Genomic DNA, 17,035 nt, shown 5'->3' on the forward strand with positions numbered 1-17,035 from the left:
TTCACGCTCTGCAGCGATCGGTACGCATTCGCGCCCGGAAGCGCCAGGCGTCTAGTGGGATTTAGCCCCTGACCTGGCGTCTTGTTTCCTCACATCAGCGACACGCACGTGTCACTAATTGGTGACGAACGACCCTGAACCGGGCGCGACCAGAATAAGCTCCGGCCATTGCATGCCTGTTGTTGTGCCTGCGATGCCCACGTGTCGAGATGGAGGGGCAAAACCCCGCCTTGACCTATTTTGAGGGAGCACCATTGCGCAGAGCCGTGATCGCGTTCACGGCCTTCCTGGGTGGACTCATCTTCCTGCTCGCGGTCCCCGCCCAGGCGGCGGCCCCCGACCAGGGTCTGAGAGGGACACTCAAACTCCAAGGCCAACCAGTGAACGGCGTGAAAATCGTCGTGACCACCGAAGGCGGACAACCCGTCAAGGAGGTTACAAGCAACGCCCAGGGCGCGTGGGTAGTCCCGATCGACAAACCGGGAAAATACAAGGTCACGCTGGATGTCAAGACGCTTCCGCAGAACGCGATGATCCGCGGCGGCAACGCCGTCCGCACCCCGACCGTCTTCTCCGGCAACGTGTCCACTGTCCTGTTCGCCCTGCAGCTCAAGGGCGCCGCGGGCCAACCGGCGGATGAAGGTGGCGAGAGCAGTCCCTTCTTGGACCAGGCGGCTCAGCTCACCTTCGAGGGCCTGAACCTCGGCCTGATCATCGCGCTGGCCGCGCTCGGCCTCTCGCTGATCTACGGCACCACGGGCCTGACCAACTTCGCCCACGGCGAGCTGGTCACGTTGGGCGCGCTGCTCGCCTATCTGTTCAACGTGGGGTTCGGCCTGCACCTGATCCCCGCCGCCGTGATCGCGGTGATCGCCGGGGGCGCGCTCGGCTACCTTCAGGACCGGTTCTTCTGGGGGCAGCTGCGCAGGCGCGGCACCGGCACCATCGCCATGATGATCATCTCGATCGGCGTGGCGCTCTTCCTGCGCTACGTCTTCCTGATCCTGTTCGGCGGCCAGAACGAGTCGTTCGCCCAGTACACCGCGCAGCCGGGCATCGAGATCGGCCCGATCTCCGCGGCGCCCAAGAACTTCGTCGCGATGGGCATCGAGCTGCTGGTCCTCATCATCGTCGGCTTCGCGCTGCTGCGCACCCGCACCGGCAAGGCGGCCCGCGCGGTCGCCGACAACCCGGCGCTGGCCGCCTCCTCCGGCATCAACGTCGACCGGGTCATCCGCATCATCTGGACCACCGGCGGCGCCATCGCCGCGCTGGCCGGCATCATGCTCGGCCTGTCTCAAAACCTGAAATACACGATGGGCCAGGACATCCTGCTGCTCATCTTCGCCGGTGTGACGCTCGGCGGGCTCGGCACGGCGTTCGGCGCCCTGGTGGGCTCTCTCGTGGTCGGCCTGTTCATCCAGGTCTCCACACTCTGGGTGCCGCCAGAGCTCAAGAGCGTCGGCGCGCTGGCCGTACTCATCATCGTGCTCCTCTTCCGGCCACAGGGCATCCTGGGCCGCCGAGAGCGGATCGGCTGACGGGGGGAGTCACATGGACTGGATCACGATCATCAGCACCACCGTCAAGTCCGCCATCGGCGTCGAGACGGTGCTCTACGCACTCGCCGCGATCGGCATCAACATCCACTTCGGTTACACGGGCCTGCTCAACTTCGGGCAGGCGGCGTTCATGGGCGTCGCGGGCTACGGCCTGGCCGTCACGGTCACCGTCCTGGGCCTGCCCTTCTGGGTCGGCATCGGGGTCGGCCTCGCCGCCGCGGTGCTCCTGGCCCTGCTCCTGGGCGCGCCGACGCTCCGTCTGCGGGCCGACTACCTGGCCATCGTCACCATCGCGGCGGCCGAGATCGTCCGGCTCGTCTTCCGTTCGGTGCAGTTCAGGGACGTCTTCGGCGGTTCCGACGGGCAGCGCGGCTTCTCCGACGGCTTCTACGCGCTCAACCCCTTCCCGGAGGGCGAGTACGGCATCGGCTGGTTCAGCTTCAACCACCGGCTGCTGTGGATCATGCTCGTCGGCTGGGTGCTGGTCGCCCTCTCGTGCGGCATCGTCTACCTGCTCATGCGCAGCCCGTGGGGCCGCGTGCTCAAGGCCATCCGCGAGGACGAGGACGCCGTGCGCAGCCTCGGCAAGAACGTCTTCTCCTACAAGATGCAGTCGCTCATCCTCGGCGGCGTCATCGGCAGCCTCGGCGGCTTCATCTACGGGCTGGCGTACGCCTCGGTGCAGCCTGACGTCTTCGGCACCGAGACCACCTTCTTCGCCTACACCATCGTGATCCTCGGCGGCGCGGCCCGCGTGCTCGGCCCCGTCGTCGGATCGATGATCTTCTGGGTGCTGCTGGTCCTGGTCAACGGTGTGCTCAGTGAAGCGGTTCAGGCGGGGTACATCCCGTTCATGACCTCCATCCAGGTCGGACCGGTCCGCTACATCCTGGTGGGTCTCGGGCTGATCCTGTTGCTCATCTTCCGGCCACAGGGCATCTTCGGTGACAAGAGGGAGATAGCTTTCGATGTCCGCTAAAACGTCGTCCGCTGAAACGTCCGCTGAAACCACAATGTCCGACCGCAAGGCCGCCGCTCTTGCGGCCTTCAAGGACCTGGCCCGCGACCCTGGTGTGCCCAAGCCCGATCCGATCCTCGTGGTCGACGGCGTCACGCGCCGATTCGGCGGCCTGACCGCCGTCGAGGTGGCGCACGTCGAGATCCAGCGCGGCTCCATCACCGCGCTGATCGGCCCCAACGGCGCCGGCAAGACCACGTTCTTCAACCAGCTCACCGGTTTCGACACCGCTGACGCCGGCAAGTGGACGTTCAACGGCCAGAGCATGAGCGGCGTGCCCGCCCACCGGGTGGCCCGCGCCGGCATGGTCCGTACCTTCCAGCTCACCAAGGCGCTGTCCAGGCTGACGGTGCTGGAGAACATGCGGCTCGGCGCGCAGCAGCAGCGCGGCGAGAACTTCTGGCGGGCGCTCGTGCCCAGCGCCTGGCGCGCCCAGGAGGACGCGATCACCGAGCAGGCCGAGGAGCTGCTGGCCAGGTTCAAGCTCGACGCCAAGCGCGAGGACTTCGCCGGCTCGTTGTCCGGCGGCCAGCGCAAGCTGCTGGAGATGGCCCGCGCGCTCATGGTCAAGCCCGAGCTGGTCATGCTCGACGAGCCGATGGCGGGCGTCAACCCGGCGCTCACCCAGTCCCTGCTCGGCCACGTCAAGGACCTGCGCGATCAGGGCATGACCGTGCTGTTCGTCGAGCACGACATGGACATGGTCCGCGACATCAGCGACTGGGTGATCGTCATGGCCCAGGGCGCCATCATCGCCGAGGGACCACCGGACACGATCATGTCCGACGCCCGCGTCATCGACGCCTACCTGGGTGCCCACCACGACGCGCCGCTGTCGGAGAGCGAGCTCGAAGAGCAACTGCACCAGGCGGAGGCGGCGCTGGAGGCCGAGATCGAAGAGGAGACGCAGAAGTGAACGCCGTCCCCAAGTCCGAGCCCGGCTCCGCGCCCGAGTCGAAGGCGGCGATCACCGACCGCGCCGCCCACCTGGCGGGCGCCGAGAACGCCGTGCTGCGGTGCGACGAGCTCATCGCCGGCTACCTGCCGGGCGTCAACATCCTCAACGGCTCCGACCTCTATGTCGGCGAGGGTGAGCTGATCGGCATCATCGGCCCCAACGGCGCCGGTAAGTCGACGCTGCTCAAGGCCATGTTCGGGCTGGTCAACATCCGCAGCGGCACGGTGGTGCTGAAGGGTGAGGACATCACGAACATGAAGGCGCACTCGCTGGTCTCCCGCGGGGTCGGCTACGTCCCGCAGACCAACAACGTCTTCCCCAGCCTCACCATCGAGGAGAACCTTGAGATGGGCGCCTTCCAGGTGCCCGGCAAGTTCAAGGAGCGCTTTGAGTTCGTCGCCGAGCTGTTCCCGGCGCTCAAGGAGCGGCGCAAGCAGCGGGCCGGCTCGCTGTCGGGCGGCGAGCGGCAGATGGTGGCGATGGCCAGGGCGCTCATGACCGAGCCGTCCGTGCTGCTGCTGGACGAGCCGTCGGCGGGCCTGTCGCCCATGCTGCAGGACCTGGTGTTCATCCAGGCCCAGCAGATCAACAAGGCGGGCGTCACCGTCATCATGGTCGAGCAGAACGCCAGGCGCTGCCTGCAGATCTGCCACCGCGGCTACGTCCTCGACCAGGGCCGCAACGCCTACACCGGCACCGGCCGCCAGTTGGCCAACGACCCCAAGGTGATCGAGCTCTATCTCGGGACCCTGGCGAAGGCCTAGAAAGATTCCAGAACGGCGAAGGGGCTCCCCAGGAGCCCCTTCGCCGTTCTTTAATGAGCGCTGTGAGACGTCTTGCGACAATTGCGCTCCTGCTGCCCATCCTCGTCGGCTGTCAGCACACCGCCGCCTCGGCCGGTAGGTACAGCACCGGCGGAGACCCCACGGACGACCCCTGCGCGCGCGTGGTCTCCGCGATCGGATACGCGGGCCTCATGCTGAAACCGAGGGGGCAGGAGGACAGCCAGAACTTCGAGGACGCGGTGCTCGGCCGCCTCGCGGAGGTGCGCGGCATCACACTCCAGTTCGGCGAACGCCTGCCCCAGTCGCTGGGTACGGCCGTGCACACGGTCGAGTCCACCACCGCGGGCCTGTCCAGGGCCGATGTCCCGCGCGAGCGCCAGGTGGCGCTGCTGAAGAAGTACCGGGTCGCCGCGGACGAGATCACGGCGGGCTGCACATAAGCCGAAGGGCCCGATCCAGTGGACCGGGCCCCTCAGATGTGTCTGTATGTCTTACGGACTAGCCGGCGATGTTGCCGGTGCGGTACTCGAGCGCCTTCGTCGGGTACTTGTTGTCCGCGCCGTATTCGTAGATGCCGATGGTGGCCACAGCCGGGTCACCGGCGTCGTTGAACTCGACCGGACCGCTCACGCCGTCGTAGTCGATGTCCTTGCCGGCCTTGAGCAGGTCGGCGCACGACTTGAAGTTGTTGCACTTCTCGCCGCCCTTGCTGACCTCGGCCAGCTTGGCGCCGATGTCCACGCCCGCGTCGCTCTTGGCCGCCTCGGCGGCCAGGGCGATCAGGTTCATGGCGTCGTAGGACTCAGGCGCGTAGCTGAAGTCCTCCAGCTTGGGGTTGACCGCCGTGAGCTTGCCCTTGAAGTCCTCAGGAGCGGCGGCACCGGGGATGGTGCCCTTGACGCCCTTCAGAGTGCCCTTGGGCATCTTGACGTAGTTGGTGTTGGAGGTGTTGCCGTCGACCATGTACCACTTGTGCTTGGTGGCCGGCAGACCCTGCTTGATCAGCTCCTGGATGACCTTGGCGGTCTCTTCGAAGCCGATCAGGACGATGGCCTTCGGGTTCTTCGCCTTGATCTTCGCGACGTCGGCGGAGAAGTCGGCGGCCTTCGGGTCGTAGTCCACCCGCTCGACGACCTCGGCGCCACCGTCGGTGACGGTCTTGGCCACCTGGTCGGCCAGACCGGTGCCGTAGGAGTCCTGCATGGCCAGGATGCCGACCGTGTCACTGCCGTCGGCGATGATCAGGTCGCCCAGCACGCGGCCCTGCAGCTTGTCCGGCGGAGCCGTACGGAAGTAGAGGCCGTTGTCCTTGATCGTGGTGAACTTGTCGGAGGTGTTGGCCGGCGAGAAGTGGACCACACCTGCGCCGGTGATCTTGTCGATCACAGACTCCGACACGGACGAGGACGCGGCGCCGATGATGGCGTCGGCCTTCTGTGCGAGCAGCTTGTCCACCGACTGCGAGGCGATGTTGGTGGTGGTGTCACCAGAGTCGGTGTCATATTTGGTGACCGGCTTGCCAAGCACGCCGCCGGCTTCGTTGATTTCCTTGATAGCGGCGTCAACACCGGCAAACTCGGGCGGGCCGAGGAAGGCAAGCGAACCGGTCTGCGGCAGCAGCGTGCCGACGGTCAAAGTGCCGTCGCCCTTCGCTGCCGGAGCCGCACTTGATGGCGCAGCCGAAGAGGAGGCTGGCGCAGCGGTGTCGCCGCCACCACCGCAGGCTGTCAGGGCCAGGCTCGTGGCAGCCACGACAGCCAGCACCCGTCCTGCGGGAGCAATGCGGATCATGGAGTGTCTCCTTCATCTCCAGGCCGGGTCAGGTCAGCACCGCCGACGTTCCCGAACGAATGACGGAAAGCTACAGAACAAAAGGCCAGTTCAACAGACGCCACGAAGAACTGTCGGCACTTGGATGCGGAGTCGTAATCACTCCTCAACTTACGGGGGACGGAGGATCACGCCTAATGTTCAACGAGTGAAGCGCATTGCGGCCTTCCTGCTCGTGGCGGTTCTCCCAACTGGCCTTCTAACGGCCTGTGGCGCCTCTGAGGCGCCCGCCGCGCCTCCCCCCGACCCTCCTGCGGGTGTGTCCGTCTCGTTGGCCCAGTGGCGCTCAGACGAGCCCGTGCACGCCATCGAGGTGGCGGTGCGCAACACGACCGACACACCGGTCTACTTTTCCGACGTTCAACTGGTCACGCCGTCCTTCAAGACGCTCCCGCCCAAGCGGGCCGACGCGCTGCTCAAGCGGACCCCGCGCACCGACCTCCAGATCCCCTACGGCGCGGCCAACTGCTCGCCCCAGGGCCTGCCGACGCTGCGGCCGGCCACGGTCGTGGCCCACCTCCGCACCGGGTCCGAGCCGCTGCGCAGGGTGGTCTTCAAGGTGCCGCACCCGGACCCGCTGCTGACCAGGCTGCTGCGCGACGAGTGCTCCGCGTTCCTGATCAAGGAGGCGGCCGACATCGAGTTCGGCGCCGACTGGACACAGGTCGGCAAGGTGATGCGCGGCAGCCTCGTCCTGACCCGCCACGGCACCGGCGTGGTGGCCGTTCAGGACGTGGGCGGCACCACCCACTACATCGCCACCCCGGTCAAGAAGAGCAAGCCGCTGGCGACCCTGGACGCCGGGGCGCAGCGGGCCGAAGTGGCGCTCGAGCTCACCCCCGGCCGCTGCGACCCGCACGCGTTCGCCGAGGGCAAGAAGGCGTTCTTGTTCCCGGTGCGGGCCACCATCGACGGCGGCGAGGAGCGCGTGGTCATCGTCGTGCCCCCCAAGCCGCTGCAGGAGCGGCTGACCGCCTACGCGCTCAAGACGTGCGGTCTGGGCGGCTGAGCCTCAGCCCTCGATCTTGCCGGTGCGGTACTCCAGCGCCTTCGAGGCGTTGTACTTGTTGTCCTCGCCGTACTGGTAGATGCCGATCGTGGCGACCGACGGGTCACCGGCGGCGTTGAACTCGACCGGACCGCTCACGCCGTCGTAGTCGATGTTCTTTCCGGCCTTGAGCAGCGCGACGCAGGACTTGAAGCTCTTGCACTTCTCCCCGCCCTCGCTCACATCGGGCAGCTTGGCCGCGATCGCCCGGCCGCTGTCGTCCTTGGCCGCCTCGGCGGCCAGCGCGATCAGGATCACCGCGTCGTACGACTCGGCGGCGTAGGTGAAGTTGGTCAGCTTCGGATTGATCGCCAGCAGCCTCTTGCGGAAGTCCTCGGGCGCCGCGGCACCGGGAATGGTGCCCTTGACGCCGTTCAACGTGCCCTTGGGCATCCTGAGGTAGTTGCTGTTCGACATGTTGCCGTCGACCATGTACCACTTGACCTTGTCGCTCGTGAGCCCCTGCTTGACCAGCTCGGCGACGACCTTGGCGCCCTCCTCGAAGCCGATCAGCACGATCGCCTTCGGGTTCGCCGCCTTGATCTTGGCCACGTCGGCGGAGAACTCAGCCGCCTTCGGGTCATAGTCCACCCGCGCCACCACCGAGGCGCCGGCCTCCTCCGCGGTCTTGGTGACCTGATCGGCCAGGCCCGAGCCGTAGGAGTCCTGCATGGCCAGGATGCCGATCGTGTCGTTGCCGTCGGCGACGATCAGATCACCGAGCACCCGGCCCTGCAGCTTGTCCGGCGGAGCAGTACGGAAGTAGAGGCCGTTGTCCTTGATCGTGGTGAACTTGTCGGAGGTGTTGGCCGGCGAGAACTGGACCACCCCGGCACCCGTGATCTTGTCGATCACCGACTCCGACACCGAGGACGACGCCGCGCCGATGATGGCGTCGGCCTTCTGCGCGAGCAGCTTGTCCACCGACTGGGAGGCGATGTTCGTCGTCGTGTCACCCGAGTCCGTATCGATCTTCTTCACCGGCTTGCCGAGCACCCCGCCGGCGTCGTTGATCTCCTTCACCGCCAGGTCGACCCCGGCGAAGTCGGGCGGCCCGAGGAAGGCCAGCGACCCCGTCTGCGGCAGCAGCGTGCCGATGGTCAGCGTGCCGTCACCCTTGGCGGCCGGCGCGGTCGGCACGGCCGACGTGGTCCCCTTGGCCCCCGTGCCACCGCCGCCACCGCAAGCCGCCGTCAAGGCCAGGCTCGAGGCAGCCGCCATCGCCAGCAGGCGTGTGCGCATCATGACACTCCCCCTTACCAGGGAGGAGATGTGGAATTCCTACAAACCTTTTCTACCCATTTGTAATGTCCCAATCGCCGACGGCCCCCGATCCTAGGATCGGGGGCCGTCACTGCGGGAGCGTCACCGTCACCCAGAGATGTCACCCTTGCGATATTCGAGCGCCTTGGCGGCGTTGTACTTGTTGTCGGCGCCGTACTGGTAGACGCCGATCGTCGCGACCGACGGGTCACCGGCGTCGTTGAAGTCGACCGGGCCGCTCACGCCGTCGTAGTCGATGTCCTTGCCGGCCTTGAGCAGCGCGACGCAGGACTTGAAGTCCTTGCACTTCTGGCCGCCCTTGCTGACGTCCACGAGCTTGGCCCCGATCGCCGTGCCCGCGTCATCCTTGGCCGCCTCGGCCGCGAGCGCGATCAGGATCGCCGCGTCGTACGACTCCGCGGCGTAGGTGTAGTTGGTCAGTTTCGGGTTGACGGCCAGGAGCCGCTTCTGGAACGCCTCGGGCGCCGCCGCTCCGGGGATGGTGCCCTTGACACCCTTCAGCGTGCCCTTGGGCATCCTCAGGTAGTTGGTGTTCGACATGTTGCCGTCGACCATGTACCACTTGTACTTGTCCGTCGTCAGGCCCTGCTTGACAAGCTCCGCCACGACCTTGGCGGTCTCCTCGAAGCCGATGAGCACGATGCCCTTGGGGTTCGCCGCCTTGATCTTGGCCACGTCGGCGGAGAACTCCGCGGCCTTCGGGTCGTAGTCCACGCGCTCGACCACCTTGGCGCCCCCCGCCTCGGCGGTCCGCGTGACCTGGTCGGCCAGACCGGTGCCGTAGGAGTCCTGCATGGCCAGGATGCCGACCGTGTCGTCGCCGTCGGCGACGATCAGGTCACCCAGGACCCGCCCCTGTAGCTTGTCCGGCGGAGCAGTACGGAAGTAGAGCCCGTCGTCCTTGATCGTGGTGAACTTGTCGGAGGTGTTGGCCGGCGAGAACTGCACGACGCCCGCCCGCGTGATCTTGTCGATGATCGACTCCGACACCGAGCTCGACGCGGCGCCGATAATGGCGTCGGCCTTCTGCGCGAGCAGCTTGTCCACCGACTGCGAGGCGATGTTCGTGGTGGTGTCGCCCGAGTCGGTATGGATCTTGACCACCTGCTTGCCCAGCACCCCTCCGGCGTCGTTGATCTCCTTGACGGCCAGGTCGACGCCGGCGTACTCGGGCGGGCCGAGATAGGCCAGCGAGCCCGTCTGCGGCAGCACCGAGCCGATGGTCAGCGTGCCGTCACCCTTGGCGGTCTGCCCTGTGGGCTGAACGGTGGCCGTCCCCGCGGAGGTCGGCGCGGAGGTGGTGCCCCCGCTGGAACAGGCCGCCAGCGCCAGGCCCGCCGCGGTGGCGGCGGCCAGCGCCCGGGAAATGCGGATCATCGAAGCGTCTCCGTCCAGATGAGCGGATCTTCTGTCCGCCCATCAGCATGCGACCGGGACGCCTCGGGCGAAGGAGACCGAGGCCGGTTGGATGCCCACTCGTAATCGCGCCACAACCCACGGGGGCGAATCCGGTGATATGTCGCCCCTCAGCCGCGCTCCGCCGTGTCGTCTATAACAATCTGGGCAACCTCGCGCATGCTCAACCGGCGATCCATCGACGCCTTCTGGATCCACCGGAACGCCTGCGGCTCGCTCCAGCCATGCGCGGACATCAACTGCCCCTTGGCCCGCTCCACCAGCTTCCGGGTCTCCAGCCTGTCGGACAGGCTCGAGACCTCGGCGGCCAGCGCCACCATCTCCTCGTGCCTGCTGACCGCCATCTCGATCGCGGGCACCAGGTCCGCCTTGGTGAACGGCTTGACAAGGTAGGCCATGGCCCCCGCGTCCCTGGCCCGCTCGACCAGGTCACGCTGGGAGAAGGCGGTCAGGATGAGGCACGGGGCGATCCGCTCGGCCACGATCCGCTCGGCTGCCGAGATGCCGTCGAGAACGGGCATCTTGACGTCGAGAATCACCAGGTCGGGCCTCAGCTCGGTGGCCAGCTGGATCGCCCGCTCGCCGTCACCGGCCTCGCCCGCGACGATGTAGCCGTCTTCCTCGAGCATCTCCTTGAGGTCGAGGCGGATCAGTGCCTCATCTTCCGCGATCACCACTCGTCGCTGCGTACTCACGAGCAAGAGAGTACCGATGTCCGCTAGATTAGAGCGACGCCGGTGGTGGGTGGCCGTGGATTTCGGCTACCCTTTCGCCGTGCGATAACGACGGATCCGGATATTTCCGGATCCTTGCCTCGGTATCCCAATTGGCAGAGGAAGCGGATTCAAAACCCGCACAGTGTGGGTTCGAGTCCCACCCGGGGCACACCTGATCACCCGCCCGGTCTCCGCGACCGGGCGGTGGCATCTCTGAGGTGTCGTTTTCCAGCCGTCGCCGCTCCCGGCTTGTGCGACCAGCTCTTCGACGCCCCTCAGAGACACTCCACGGCAACGTGTCCAGCGGTAGACGTCCGTCTCGCGCATGACCGCCGCGCGGGCCAGATCGCGCAGCGCCCCTGCCGTTCGACCTCGAACTCGTCCAGCAGTACGTCGTCCGCGTGGACGGCCGGGCGCCCGTCGTCCACGGAGACGAGCGCGACGACCACCTCGGCGTCCATCCGGTAGAGCGCCGGCCAGTCGTACTCCTCGCTCCCGATTTAGGTAGATATTTCCGGACGACCGCCATCTGCGGCGCCCAGCCGGTGAGGGGGCCTCAGCGCGACAACCTGTCCAGGGAACGACCTCAGGCCGTGAGCAGCTCGACGACCGGCCTCAGCCTCACTATCAGACCGCTGAAGGGCCTCAGCGCGACGACCAGGCCGGCGAGCGGACCTGGTGACCAGGCCGGTGCCTGGTGACCAGGCCGGTGCCTGGTGACCAGGCCGGTGAAGGGCCTCAGCTCGGTGACCAGGCCGGTGAGCGGCCGAGGAGTGCCACCAGCCGGTCCAGGGCCGGAGCGTCGTCCGCCGCCGGCACCCCGGTCACGAACGCCTTGCCCTCGCCACGCGTCGCCGGTGTGTCGGGCACCTGGGCGGCCAGTGGCAGTGCGGCCTCGGTCAGGTCTTCGTCCACGTTCGCGGGGACTCCCAGCGCTTTGGCGAAGTCCCAGTCATGCACCACGCAGTCGATGAAGTGGAACCCGATCGCCAGCTTCGCGGGGAACGGACCACCGTCACGGATCTCGGGCAGGTAGAACCTGCGATCAAGCACGCCCTCCTCGGCGAAGGCCTCCATCACCGCTCGCGCCGACGCCGCGTACTCCTCCACCGGGTCATCCCCCACCGGCCGCGGCTCCCACATGTCCAGCCCGGACCGCTCCCCCGAGGCAGCGAAGGCGAAGCCGTGGTTCTGCACGATCTGGTGGGCGAGCAGATCGCGCACCGCCCAGCCGTCGCACGGCGTCTGCCGGTCCAGGTCGCCGGGCTTGATGGTCGCCACCAGGTCCACGGTCGCCCGCACGGATCGCCGGTTGAGCTCAATGATGTCTACCAAGGCACTGTCCCGTCATCGTCGAAAAATCCCCCCGTGGGCCCATCAGGACCCAGGGTGGCCAATCTGACGATTATGGCCGCCCCGTCGGCCGCAGTACGGGTGATGCGCAGCCCGAGATCCTTGGTGAAGTCCGTCGCACAACCTCCGGGAGCCGCGGCGTTGACCAGAATGCCGTCTTCGCCGAGCTCCTTGGCGTACTGGATCGTCAGCGCGTTGAGCGCCGTCTTCGACGGTGGATACACGGCCGAGGCCAGGAGTCTCGACATGTAGTGATCCGGGGTCGTGTGGTGGGTCATGGAGCCGACACCGCTGGAGACGTTCACGATGCGGGCGGCGGGTGCGCGCCTGAGCAGCGGCAGGAACGCGTTCGTCACCATGAGCACACCGACGACGTTCGTCTCGAACACCTCGCGCACCAGCTCGGGCCGGGTGGTGCTGGGCGCCTCGCCGGCTTGGTGGCCGGAGATACCGGCGTTGTTGACGAGCACGTCCAGATGTCCGTGGCGGTCGGCCACGTGGGCGGCGGCCGCCTGGATGGCGGCGGGGTCGGTGACATCGAGGACGAGCGGGTGAACGTCGGCGCCGACGGCGCGCAGCCTGGCGACGGCCGCCTCACCGCGCTGGGCGTCGCGGGCGGCGAGCAGCACGGTCATGCCTCTGGCCGCCAGTTGAGCGGCGACCTCGAAGCCAATGCCCTTGTTCGCCCCGGTCACCAGGGCGATCGTCGTTGCGGTCATTCCCCGAGCACACCACCGTGGGCCGTCGCCGGGCCAACACCAGCTGGGTCAGGATCGATACCCTACGGGTATGGAGACGCGTGAGCTGGCCTACTTCGCCGCCGTCGCCGAGGAGCTGCACTTCGGCCGGGCGGCCGAACGGCTGGGGATCGCGCAGCCGCCGCTGTCGAGGGCGATCCAGAAGCTCGAACGGCGGCTCGGCGTGCTCCTGTTCGACCGCTCGGGACGCCGGGTGGTGCTCACCCCGGCGGGCGAGGTACTGGCCAGGGAGGCCGCCAAGGCCCTGGACGCGGTGGCGGCGGCCGAACATCGCACCCGCAGGGCGGGGCTGACCGAGCCGCGGCTCGTCGTGGCCCTGAAGCCCGGCGGCGACGGCGCGCTGCTCCCGGACATCCTGGCCGCCTACCAGGAGTGCCCGGATGCCCTGCCGGTGGAGGTGGTGTTGTGCGGGGTGGCAGAGCGGGCCCGGCTGCTGCGTGACGGCACGGCGGACGTGGCGTTCCTGCACAGCCCTTGGGAGGACCTGACGGGGTTCGACACGGAGCCGCTGCTGGTGGAGGGCGGAGTGGCCGTCGTGCCGACCCGGCACCCACTGGCGGCACGACCATTCGTCCATCTCGCCGACCTGGACGCCGACCCAATCCCACGCTGGCCCGATCCCCGCGCCTCGGAGTCCCGCACCTCCGATCCCCGCGCCTTCGAGCCCCGCACCTCCGAGCGGCAAGCCTCCGGGCCGCACGTCGCTTCGGGGCTGCGGGCGGGTGATGCCGCTCAACTCATGCAGCTCGTCGCCCTCGGCAGGATGATCGCCGTCGTCCCCGAATCGGTCAAGGAGCAAGTGCGCCGCGATCTGGCCTGCGTTCCCGTCGTCGACGCCGCCCCCACCACGGTCGTCCTGGCCTGGCCCGAACAGACCCGTTCCCCCGCCCTGGCCGCCTTCGTCCGCACCGCCGCGGACGTCGCAGCCGGAGATGTGGCACGGCGGCCAGCGGTCGAGCCGGGGATCAGGTGACCGACGCGCGATCCGTGACCGAGGGCCGCATGGCCGACCATGGGCACACGTGATCCGTGACCGGGGACAACCTCACCGACCACGGGCACGCGCGATCTGCGGCCGAGGACCACATGACCGACCACGAGCACAGGTGATCCGTGACCGGCGACCACATGACCGACTACGGCACGCGTGACCTGTGGGATGCCGTCCGGTGGACGGGCGAGGACCGGGCGGCGCGCCCGCGCCTCAGTGGGCCGTCGGTGACACGGAGGGCTCGGGGCTCAGGGGCCCGTCTGGATGACGATAGTTTGTGCCTGTGACAGCTATCGATCCCACCGTGACCGGCGCGCACGCCATCGGGCTCGCGACCATCGCCACTGACGGCACCGTACTTGACACCTGGTTCCCCGCCCCGCAGCTGGGCGACCCGCCCGTGACGGGCACCGAGCGGCTTTCCGCCGAGGAGGCCGGTGAGCTGGCCTCGCTGGTGGGGCCCGACCCGGCCAGGGGCGTCGAGGTGGTGGCCGTGCGCACCGGCATCGCCAAACTCTCCGAGCCGCCGGCGGACGCGCACGACGCCTACCTCAGGCTGCACCTGCTCTCCGCCCGCCTGGTCAGGCCGCACGGGCTGAGCCTCGACAACCTGTTCTCCCTGCTGGCGAACGTCGTGTGGACCAACTTCGGGCCGTGTCCGGTGGAGGGGTTCGAGCAGGCCAGGCTGAGGTTGCGGGCCAGGGGCGCGGTGACGGTGTATGGGGTGGACAAGTTCCCGCGGATGGTCGACTACGTGCTGCCGACGGGCGTGCGGATCGCCGACGCCGACCGAGTACGCCTCGGCGCGCACCTGGCCACCGGCACCACGGTGATGCACGAGGGCTTCGTGAACTTCAACGCCGGCACGCTGGGCGCCTCGATGGTGGAGGGCCGCGTCTCGGCGGGCGTGCTCGTCGGCGACGGCTCCGACGTGGGCGGCGGGGCCTCGATCATGGGCACGCTCTCGGGCGGCGGCAAGGAGGTCATCTCCATCGGCGAACGCTGCCTGCTGGGCGCGAACGCGGGCATCGGCATCTCGCTGGGCGACGACTGCGTGGTGGAGGCCGGCCTCTACATCACGGCCGGCACCAAGGTCGCCCTCCCGGACGGCCGCACCGTCAAGGCGAAGTCCCTGTCCGGTTCGAACGGCCTCCTGTTCCGCCGCAACTCCCAGACGGGCGCCGTGGAAGCCGCTCCCCGCGCCGGCGGCCCCGTCGAACTCAACGCCGACCTCCACGCCAACTAACTCAAGATCTGTTACGGCCAGCCCAGTGAGCCCCACCCCCCACACGGGGCTGAGCCCTGTCCAGGGACACGCTCCTCCGGCGGAGACGGCGCCACACCTCACTGGTCCGCATTTTTTACGATCTATTACGGCCAGCCCAGTGAGCCCCACCCTCCACACGGGGCTGAGCCCTGTCCAGGGACACGCTCCTCCGGTGGAGACGGCTGGCCGCCGTGACGTGCGCATGGTCGGCCATGGCTTCCGTGTGGTCGACCAAGTGCGCGATCCCGTCCACTGCGCAGACCAGAGACCCACCCAGGGACTCACTCAGCCGGTGGACACGACCTCAGCGGCTCTGTCCAAGCGGCACTCCCCGGTGGACACGACCCCAGAGGACCTGTCCACGGGCGCACTCCCCAGCGGACAGGTCCGGGCACCATGATGTGCGCCCCCACCCGACGCCGCGATCCACCCACCGGCACACACTGCCCACGGAGACGGCCAAGAATGCGCACGTCGCGGCGGCAAGCCGGTGAGGCGGAGGAGTGTTCCCCTGGAGGGGCCTCGGCCGATCGCCCAGGGTGGGTCTTCCCGTGCCGGCCGTAAAAAATAGCTTTAAAAGGTTTTGCCCAAATCAGTGGTGAGACACCGCAGAGCCGATGGTGTGGACGCGGAGGGCGTTGGTGGAGCCCGGGGTGCCGGGAGGGGAGCCTGCCACGATGACCACCTTGTCGCCCTTCTCCAGGCGGCCCAGCGTCAGCAGCGACGCCTCCACCTGGCGCACCATGTCGTCCGTGTGATGGACGAACGGCACGTGGAACGTCTCCACCCCCCACGTCAGCGACAGCTGCCCCCGCACGTGCGGCGCCGAGGTGAAGGCCAGCAGCGGGATCGGTGAGCGGTAGCGGGCCAGGCGGCGGGCCGTCTCGCCGGACATGGTGAACGCGATCAGCGCCTTGGCGCCGACGATCGCGCCCACCTCGGCGGCGGCGCGGGCAATGGCGCCGCCCGTCGTCTCCGGCAGGCGCTCCAGGGAGTGGGTGGCGTGCAGCGAGTGCTCCTCCGCCGCGCGGGCGATGCGGTCCATGGTGGAGACCGACTCGATGGGATAGGTGCCCACCGAGGTCTCGCCCGAGAGCATGACCGCGTCGGCGCCGTCCATGACGGCGTAGGCGACGTCGGACGCCTCGGCGCGGGTGGGGCGGGGCGCGCTCATCATCGAGTCGAGCATCTGCGTGGCGACGATGACCGGGCGGGCCTTCTCGCGGCAGAGCGTGATGATGCGCCGCTGGACGATCGGCACCTGCTCCAGCGGCAGCTCGACGCCCAGGTCACCGCGGGCGACCATGATGCCGTCGAACGCCTCGACGATCTCGGGCAGGCGGTCGACCGCCTGCGGCTTCTCGATCTTGGCGAGCAGCGGGAGCCGGACGGCCTCCTGCTCCATGATGTTGCGCACCACGTCGGCGTCGGACGGGCGGCGGACGAAGGACAGGGCGATCATGTCGAACCCGGTGCGCAGTGCCCAGCGCAGGTCGGCCTCGTCCTTGTCGGTGAGCGCCGGTGCGCTGACGTTGATGCCCGGCAGGTTGAGGCCCTTGTTGTCGGAGATCATGCCGCCGATGACGACCCGCGTGATGACACGGTCGGCCTCGACGGCGGTGGCCTCCAGGACCAGGCGGCCGTCGTCGACCAGGATGGTGTCGCCGGGGCGTACGTCGCCCGGCAGGCCCTTGTAGGTGGTCGAGACCTGCTCCCGGTCACCCGGCACGTCTTCGGTGGTGATCGTGAAGACGTCGCCGAAACCGAGCCGGACCGGGCCTTCCTCGAACCTGCCGACGCGGATCTTGGGGCCTTGCAGGTCGGCGAGCACGCCTACACCGCGGCCGAGGTCGGCCGCCACCTCCCTGACGCGGTCGTATACCTCTCGGTGCATGTCATGATCACCATGACTGAGGTTGAACCGGGCCACGTCCATGCCTGCGGCGATCAGCTCGCGCAGGCGTTCAGGGGAGGAGGTGGCGGGACCTAGTGTGCAGACTATTTTCGCGCGACGAGTCACGAGTCCTACCTTAATTGGTACAGACCACT

16 protein-coding genes and 1 tRNA gene are annotated in these 17,035 nt (G+C 68.0%); 9 read left to right on the plus strand and 8 right to left on the minus strand.

Going from position 1 to position 17,035, the window contains the following annotated elements:
- The first annotated feature begins 254 nt into the window (after window positions 1-254).
- From KLK06_RS22730 to KLK06_RS22750, 5 genes are all read left to right on the plus strand, one after another.
- Window positions 255-1,541 carry a branched-chain amino acid ABC transporter permease gene (locus KLK06_RS22730; RefSeq protein ID WP_250905867.1) on the plus strand — a complete coding sequence of 429 codons (1,287 nt, stop codon included), beginning with the start codon at window positions 255-257 and terminating at the stop codon, window positions 1,539-1,541.
- A 13-nt stretch (window positions 1,542-1,554) separates the two neighbouring features.
- On the plus strand, window positions 1,555-2,541 hold the full coding sequence (locus tag KLK06_RS22735) for a branched-chain amino acid ABC transporter permease (protein WP_214637591.1): 987 nt from the start codon (window positions 1,555-1,557) through the stop codon (window positions 2,539-2,541).
- Between the two features lie 34 nt (window positions 2,542-2,575).
- Entirely contained in the window at window positions 2,576-3,496 is a 921-nt protein-coding gene (locus KLK06_RS22740) for an ABC transporter ATP-binding protein (RefSeq protein WP_214637592.1), read from the plus strand.
- Window positions 3,493-4,302, plus strand: coding sequence for an ABC transporter ATP-binding protein (locus KLK06_RS22745; RefSeq protein WP_214637593.1), 810 nt, complete (start codon window positions 3,493-3,495; stop codon window positions 4,300-4,302). The genes KLK06_RS22740 and KLK06_RS22745 overlap by 4 nt, the downstream gene beginning before the upstream one ends.
- Before the next feature lie 62 nt (window positions 4,303-4,364).
- The gene (locus tag KLK06_RS22750; protein WP_214637594.1) at window positions 4,365-4,763 is read left to right on the plus strand and encodes a hypothetical protein; all 399 of its coding nucleotides are present in this window, start codon (window positions 4,365-4,367) and stop codon (window positions 4,761-4,763) included.
- A gap of 58 nt (window positions 4,764-4,821) precedes the next feature.
- On the opposite strand, the gene KLK06_RS22755 is transcribed toward KLK06_RS22750, so the two are convergent.
- Window positions 4,822-5,958, minus strand: coding sequence for an ABC transporter substrate-binding protein (locus KLK06_RS22755; protein WP_250905868.1), 1,137 nt, complete (start codon window positions 5,956-5,958; stop codon window positions 4,822-4,824).
- A 454-nt stretch (window positions 5,959-6,412) separates the two neighbouring features.
- Here KLK06_RS22755 and KLK06_RS22760 point away from each other — a divergent pair, with 454 nt between their 5' ends.
- On the plus strand, window positions 6,413-7,162 hold the full coding sequence (locus KLK06_RS22760) for a hypothetical protein (protein ID WP_214637596.1): 750 nt from the start codon (window positions 6,413-6,415) through the stop codon (window positions 7,160-7,162).
- A gap of 3 nt (window positions 7,163-7,165) precedes the next feature.
- On the opposite strand, the gene KLK06_RS22765 is transcribed toward KLK06_RS22760, so the two are convergent.
- From KLK06_RS22765 to KLK06_RS22775, 3 genes are all read right to left on the minus strand, one after another.
- On the minus strand, window positions 7,166-8,446 hold the full coding sequence (locus KLK06_RS22765; protein WP_214637597.1) for an ABC transporter substrate-binding protein: 1,281 nt from the start codon (window positions 8,444-8,446) through the stop codon (window positions 7,166-7,168).
- A gap of 126 nt (window positions 8,447-8,572) precedes the next feature.
- Complete coding sequence (locus KLK06_RS22770; protein ID WP_214637598.1) at window positions 8,573-9,862, minus strand: ABC transporter substrate-binding protein; 1,290 nt, start codon at window positions 9,860-9,862, stop codon at window positions 8,573-8,575.
- Between the two features lie 149 nt (window positions 9,863-10,011).
- Complete coding sequence (locus KLK06_RS22775; protein WP_308016122.1) at window positions 10,012-10,596, minus strand: response regulator; 585 nt, start codon at window positions 10,594-10,596, stop codon at window positions 10,012-10,014.
- Window positions 10,597-10,712: 116 nt separating this feature from the next.
- Between KLK06_RS22775 and KLK06_RS22780 the strand changes: the two genes are divergently transcribed.
- A tRNA-Leu gene (locus KLK06_RS22780) sits at window positions 10,713-10,786 on the plus strand.
- Window positions 10,787-10,892: 106 nt separating this feature from the next.
- Here the strand turns inward: KLK06_RS22780 and KLK06_RS22785 are convergent.
- From KLK06_RS22785 to KLK06_RS22795, 3 genes are all read right to left on the minus strand, one after another.
- Entirely contained in the window at window positions 10,893-11,078 is a 186-nt protein-coding gene (locus tag KLK06_RS22785) for a hypothetical protein (RefSeq protein ID WP_214637599.1), read from the minus strand.
- A 277-nt stretch (window positions 11,079-11,355) separates the two neighbouring features.
- The gene (locus tag KLK06_RS22790) at window positions 11,356-11,952 is read right to left on the minus strand and encodes a TIGR03086 family metal-binding protein (protein ID WP_214637600.1); all 597 of its coding nucleotides are present in this window, start codon (window positions 11,950-11,952) and stop codon (window positions 11,356-11,358) included.
- Complete coding sequence (locus KLK06_RS22795; protein WP_214637601.1) at window positions 11,946-12,689, minus strand: SDR family oxidoreductase; 744 nt, start codon at window positions 12,687-12,689, stop codon at window positions 11,946-11,948. Before KLK06_RS22795 ends, KLK06_RS22790 begins: the two co-directional genes overlap by 7 nt.
- 70 nt (window positions 12,690-12,759) lie before the next feature.
- Here KLK06_RS22795 and KLK06_RS22800 point away from each other — a divergent pair, with 70 nt between their 5' ends.
- Together KLK06_RS22800 and dapD are read left to right on the plus strand one after the other, a co-directional pair.
- The gene (locus KLK06_RS22800) at window positions 12,760-13,701 is read left to right on the plus strand and encodes a LysR family transcriptional regulator (RefSeq protein WP_214637602.1); all 942 of its coding nucleotides are present in this window, start codon (window positions 12,760-12,762) and stop codon (window positions 13,699-13,701) included.
- 301 nt (window positions 13,702-14,002) lie between these two features.
- On the plus strand, window positions 14,003-14,965 hold the full coding sequence (gene dapD, locus KLK06_RS22805; RefSeq protein ID WP_214637603.1) for a 2,3,4,5-tetrahydropyridine-2,6-dicarboxylate N-succinyltransferase: 963 nt from the start codon (window positions 14,003-14,005) through the stop codon (window positions 14,963-14,965).
- 613 nt (window positions 14,966-15,578) lie between these two features.
- Here dapD and pyk read toward each other — a convergent pair.
- A complete protein-coding gene (pyk, locus tag KLK06_RS22810; protein ID WP_214637604.1) occupies window positions 15,579-17,006 on the minus strand; it encodes a pyruvate kinase in 1,428 nt (475 codons plus the stop codon).
- Window positions 17,007-17,035 lie beyond the last annotated feature (29 nt).

The sequence above is a fragment of the Nonomuraea sp. NEAU-A123 genome, from assembly GCF_018603905.1.
Lineage (GTDB): Bacteria > Actinomycetota > Actinomycetes > Streptosporangiales > Streptosporangiaceae > Nonomuraea.

Coding starts and splice junctions, on each gene's coding strand:
- KLK06_RS22735 (WP_214637591.1), top strand. CDS start 1,555: ATGGACTGGATCACGATCATCAGCACCACCGTCAAGTCCGCCATCGGC.
- KLK06_RS22740 (WP_214637592.1), top strand. CDS start 2,576: ATGTCCGACCGCAAGGCCGCCGCTCTTGCGGCCTTCAAGGACCTGGCC.
- KLK06_RS22765 (WP_214637597.1), bottom strand. CDS start 8,446: ATGATGCGCACACGCCTGCTGGCGATGGCGGCTGCCTCGAGCCTGGCC.
- KLK06_RS22770 (WP_214637598.1), bottom strand. CDS start 9,862: ATGATCCGCATTTCCCGGGCGCTGGCCGCCGCCACCGCGGCGGGCCTG.
- KLK06_RS22785 (WP_214637599.1), bottom strand. CDS start 11,078: ATGGACGCCGAGGTGGTCGTCGCGCTCGTCTCCGTGGACGACGGGCGC.
- KLK06_RS22795 (WP_214637601.1), bottom strand. CDS start 12,689: ATGACCGCAACGACGATCGCCCTGGTGACCGGGGCGAACAAGGGCATT.
- KLK06_RS22800 (WP_214637602.1), top strand. CDS start 12,760: ATGGAGACGCGTGAGCTGGCCTACTTCGCCGCCGTCGCCGAGGAGCTG.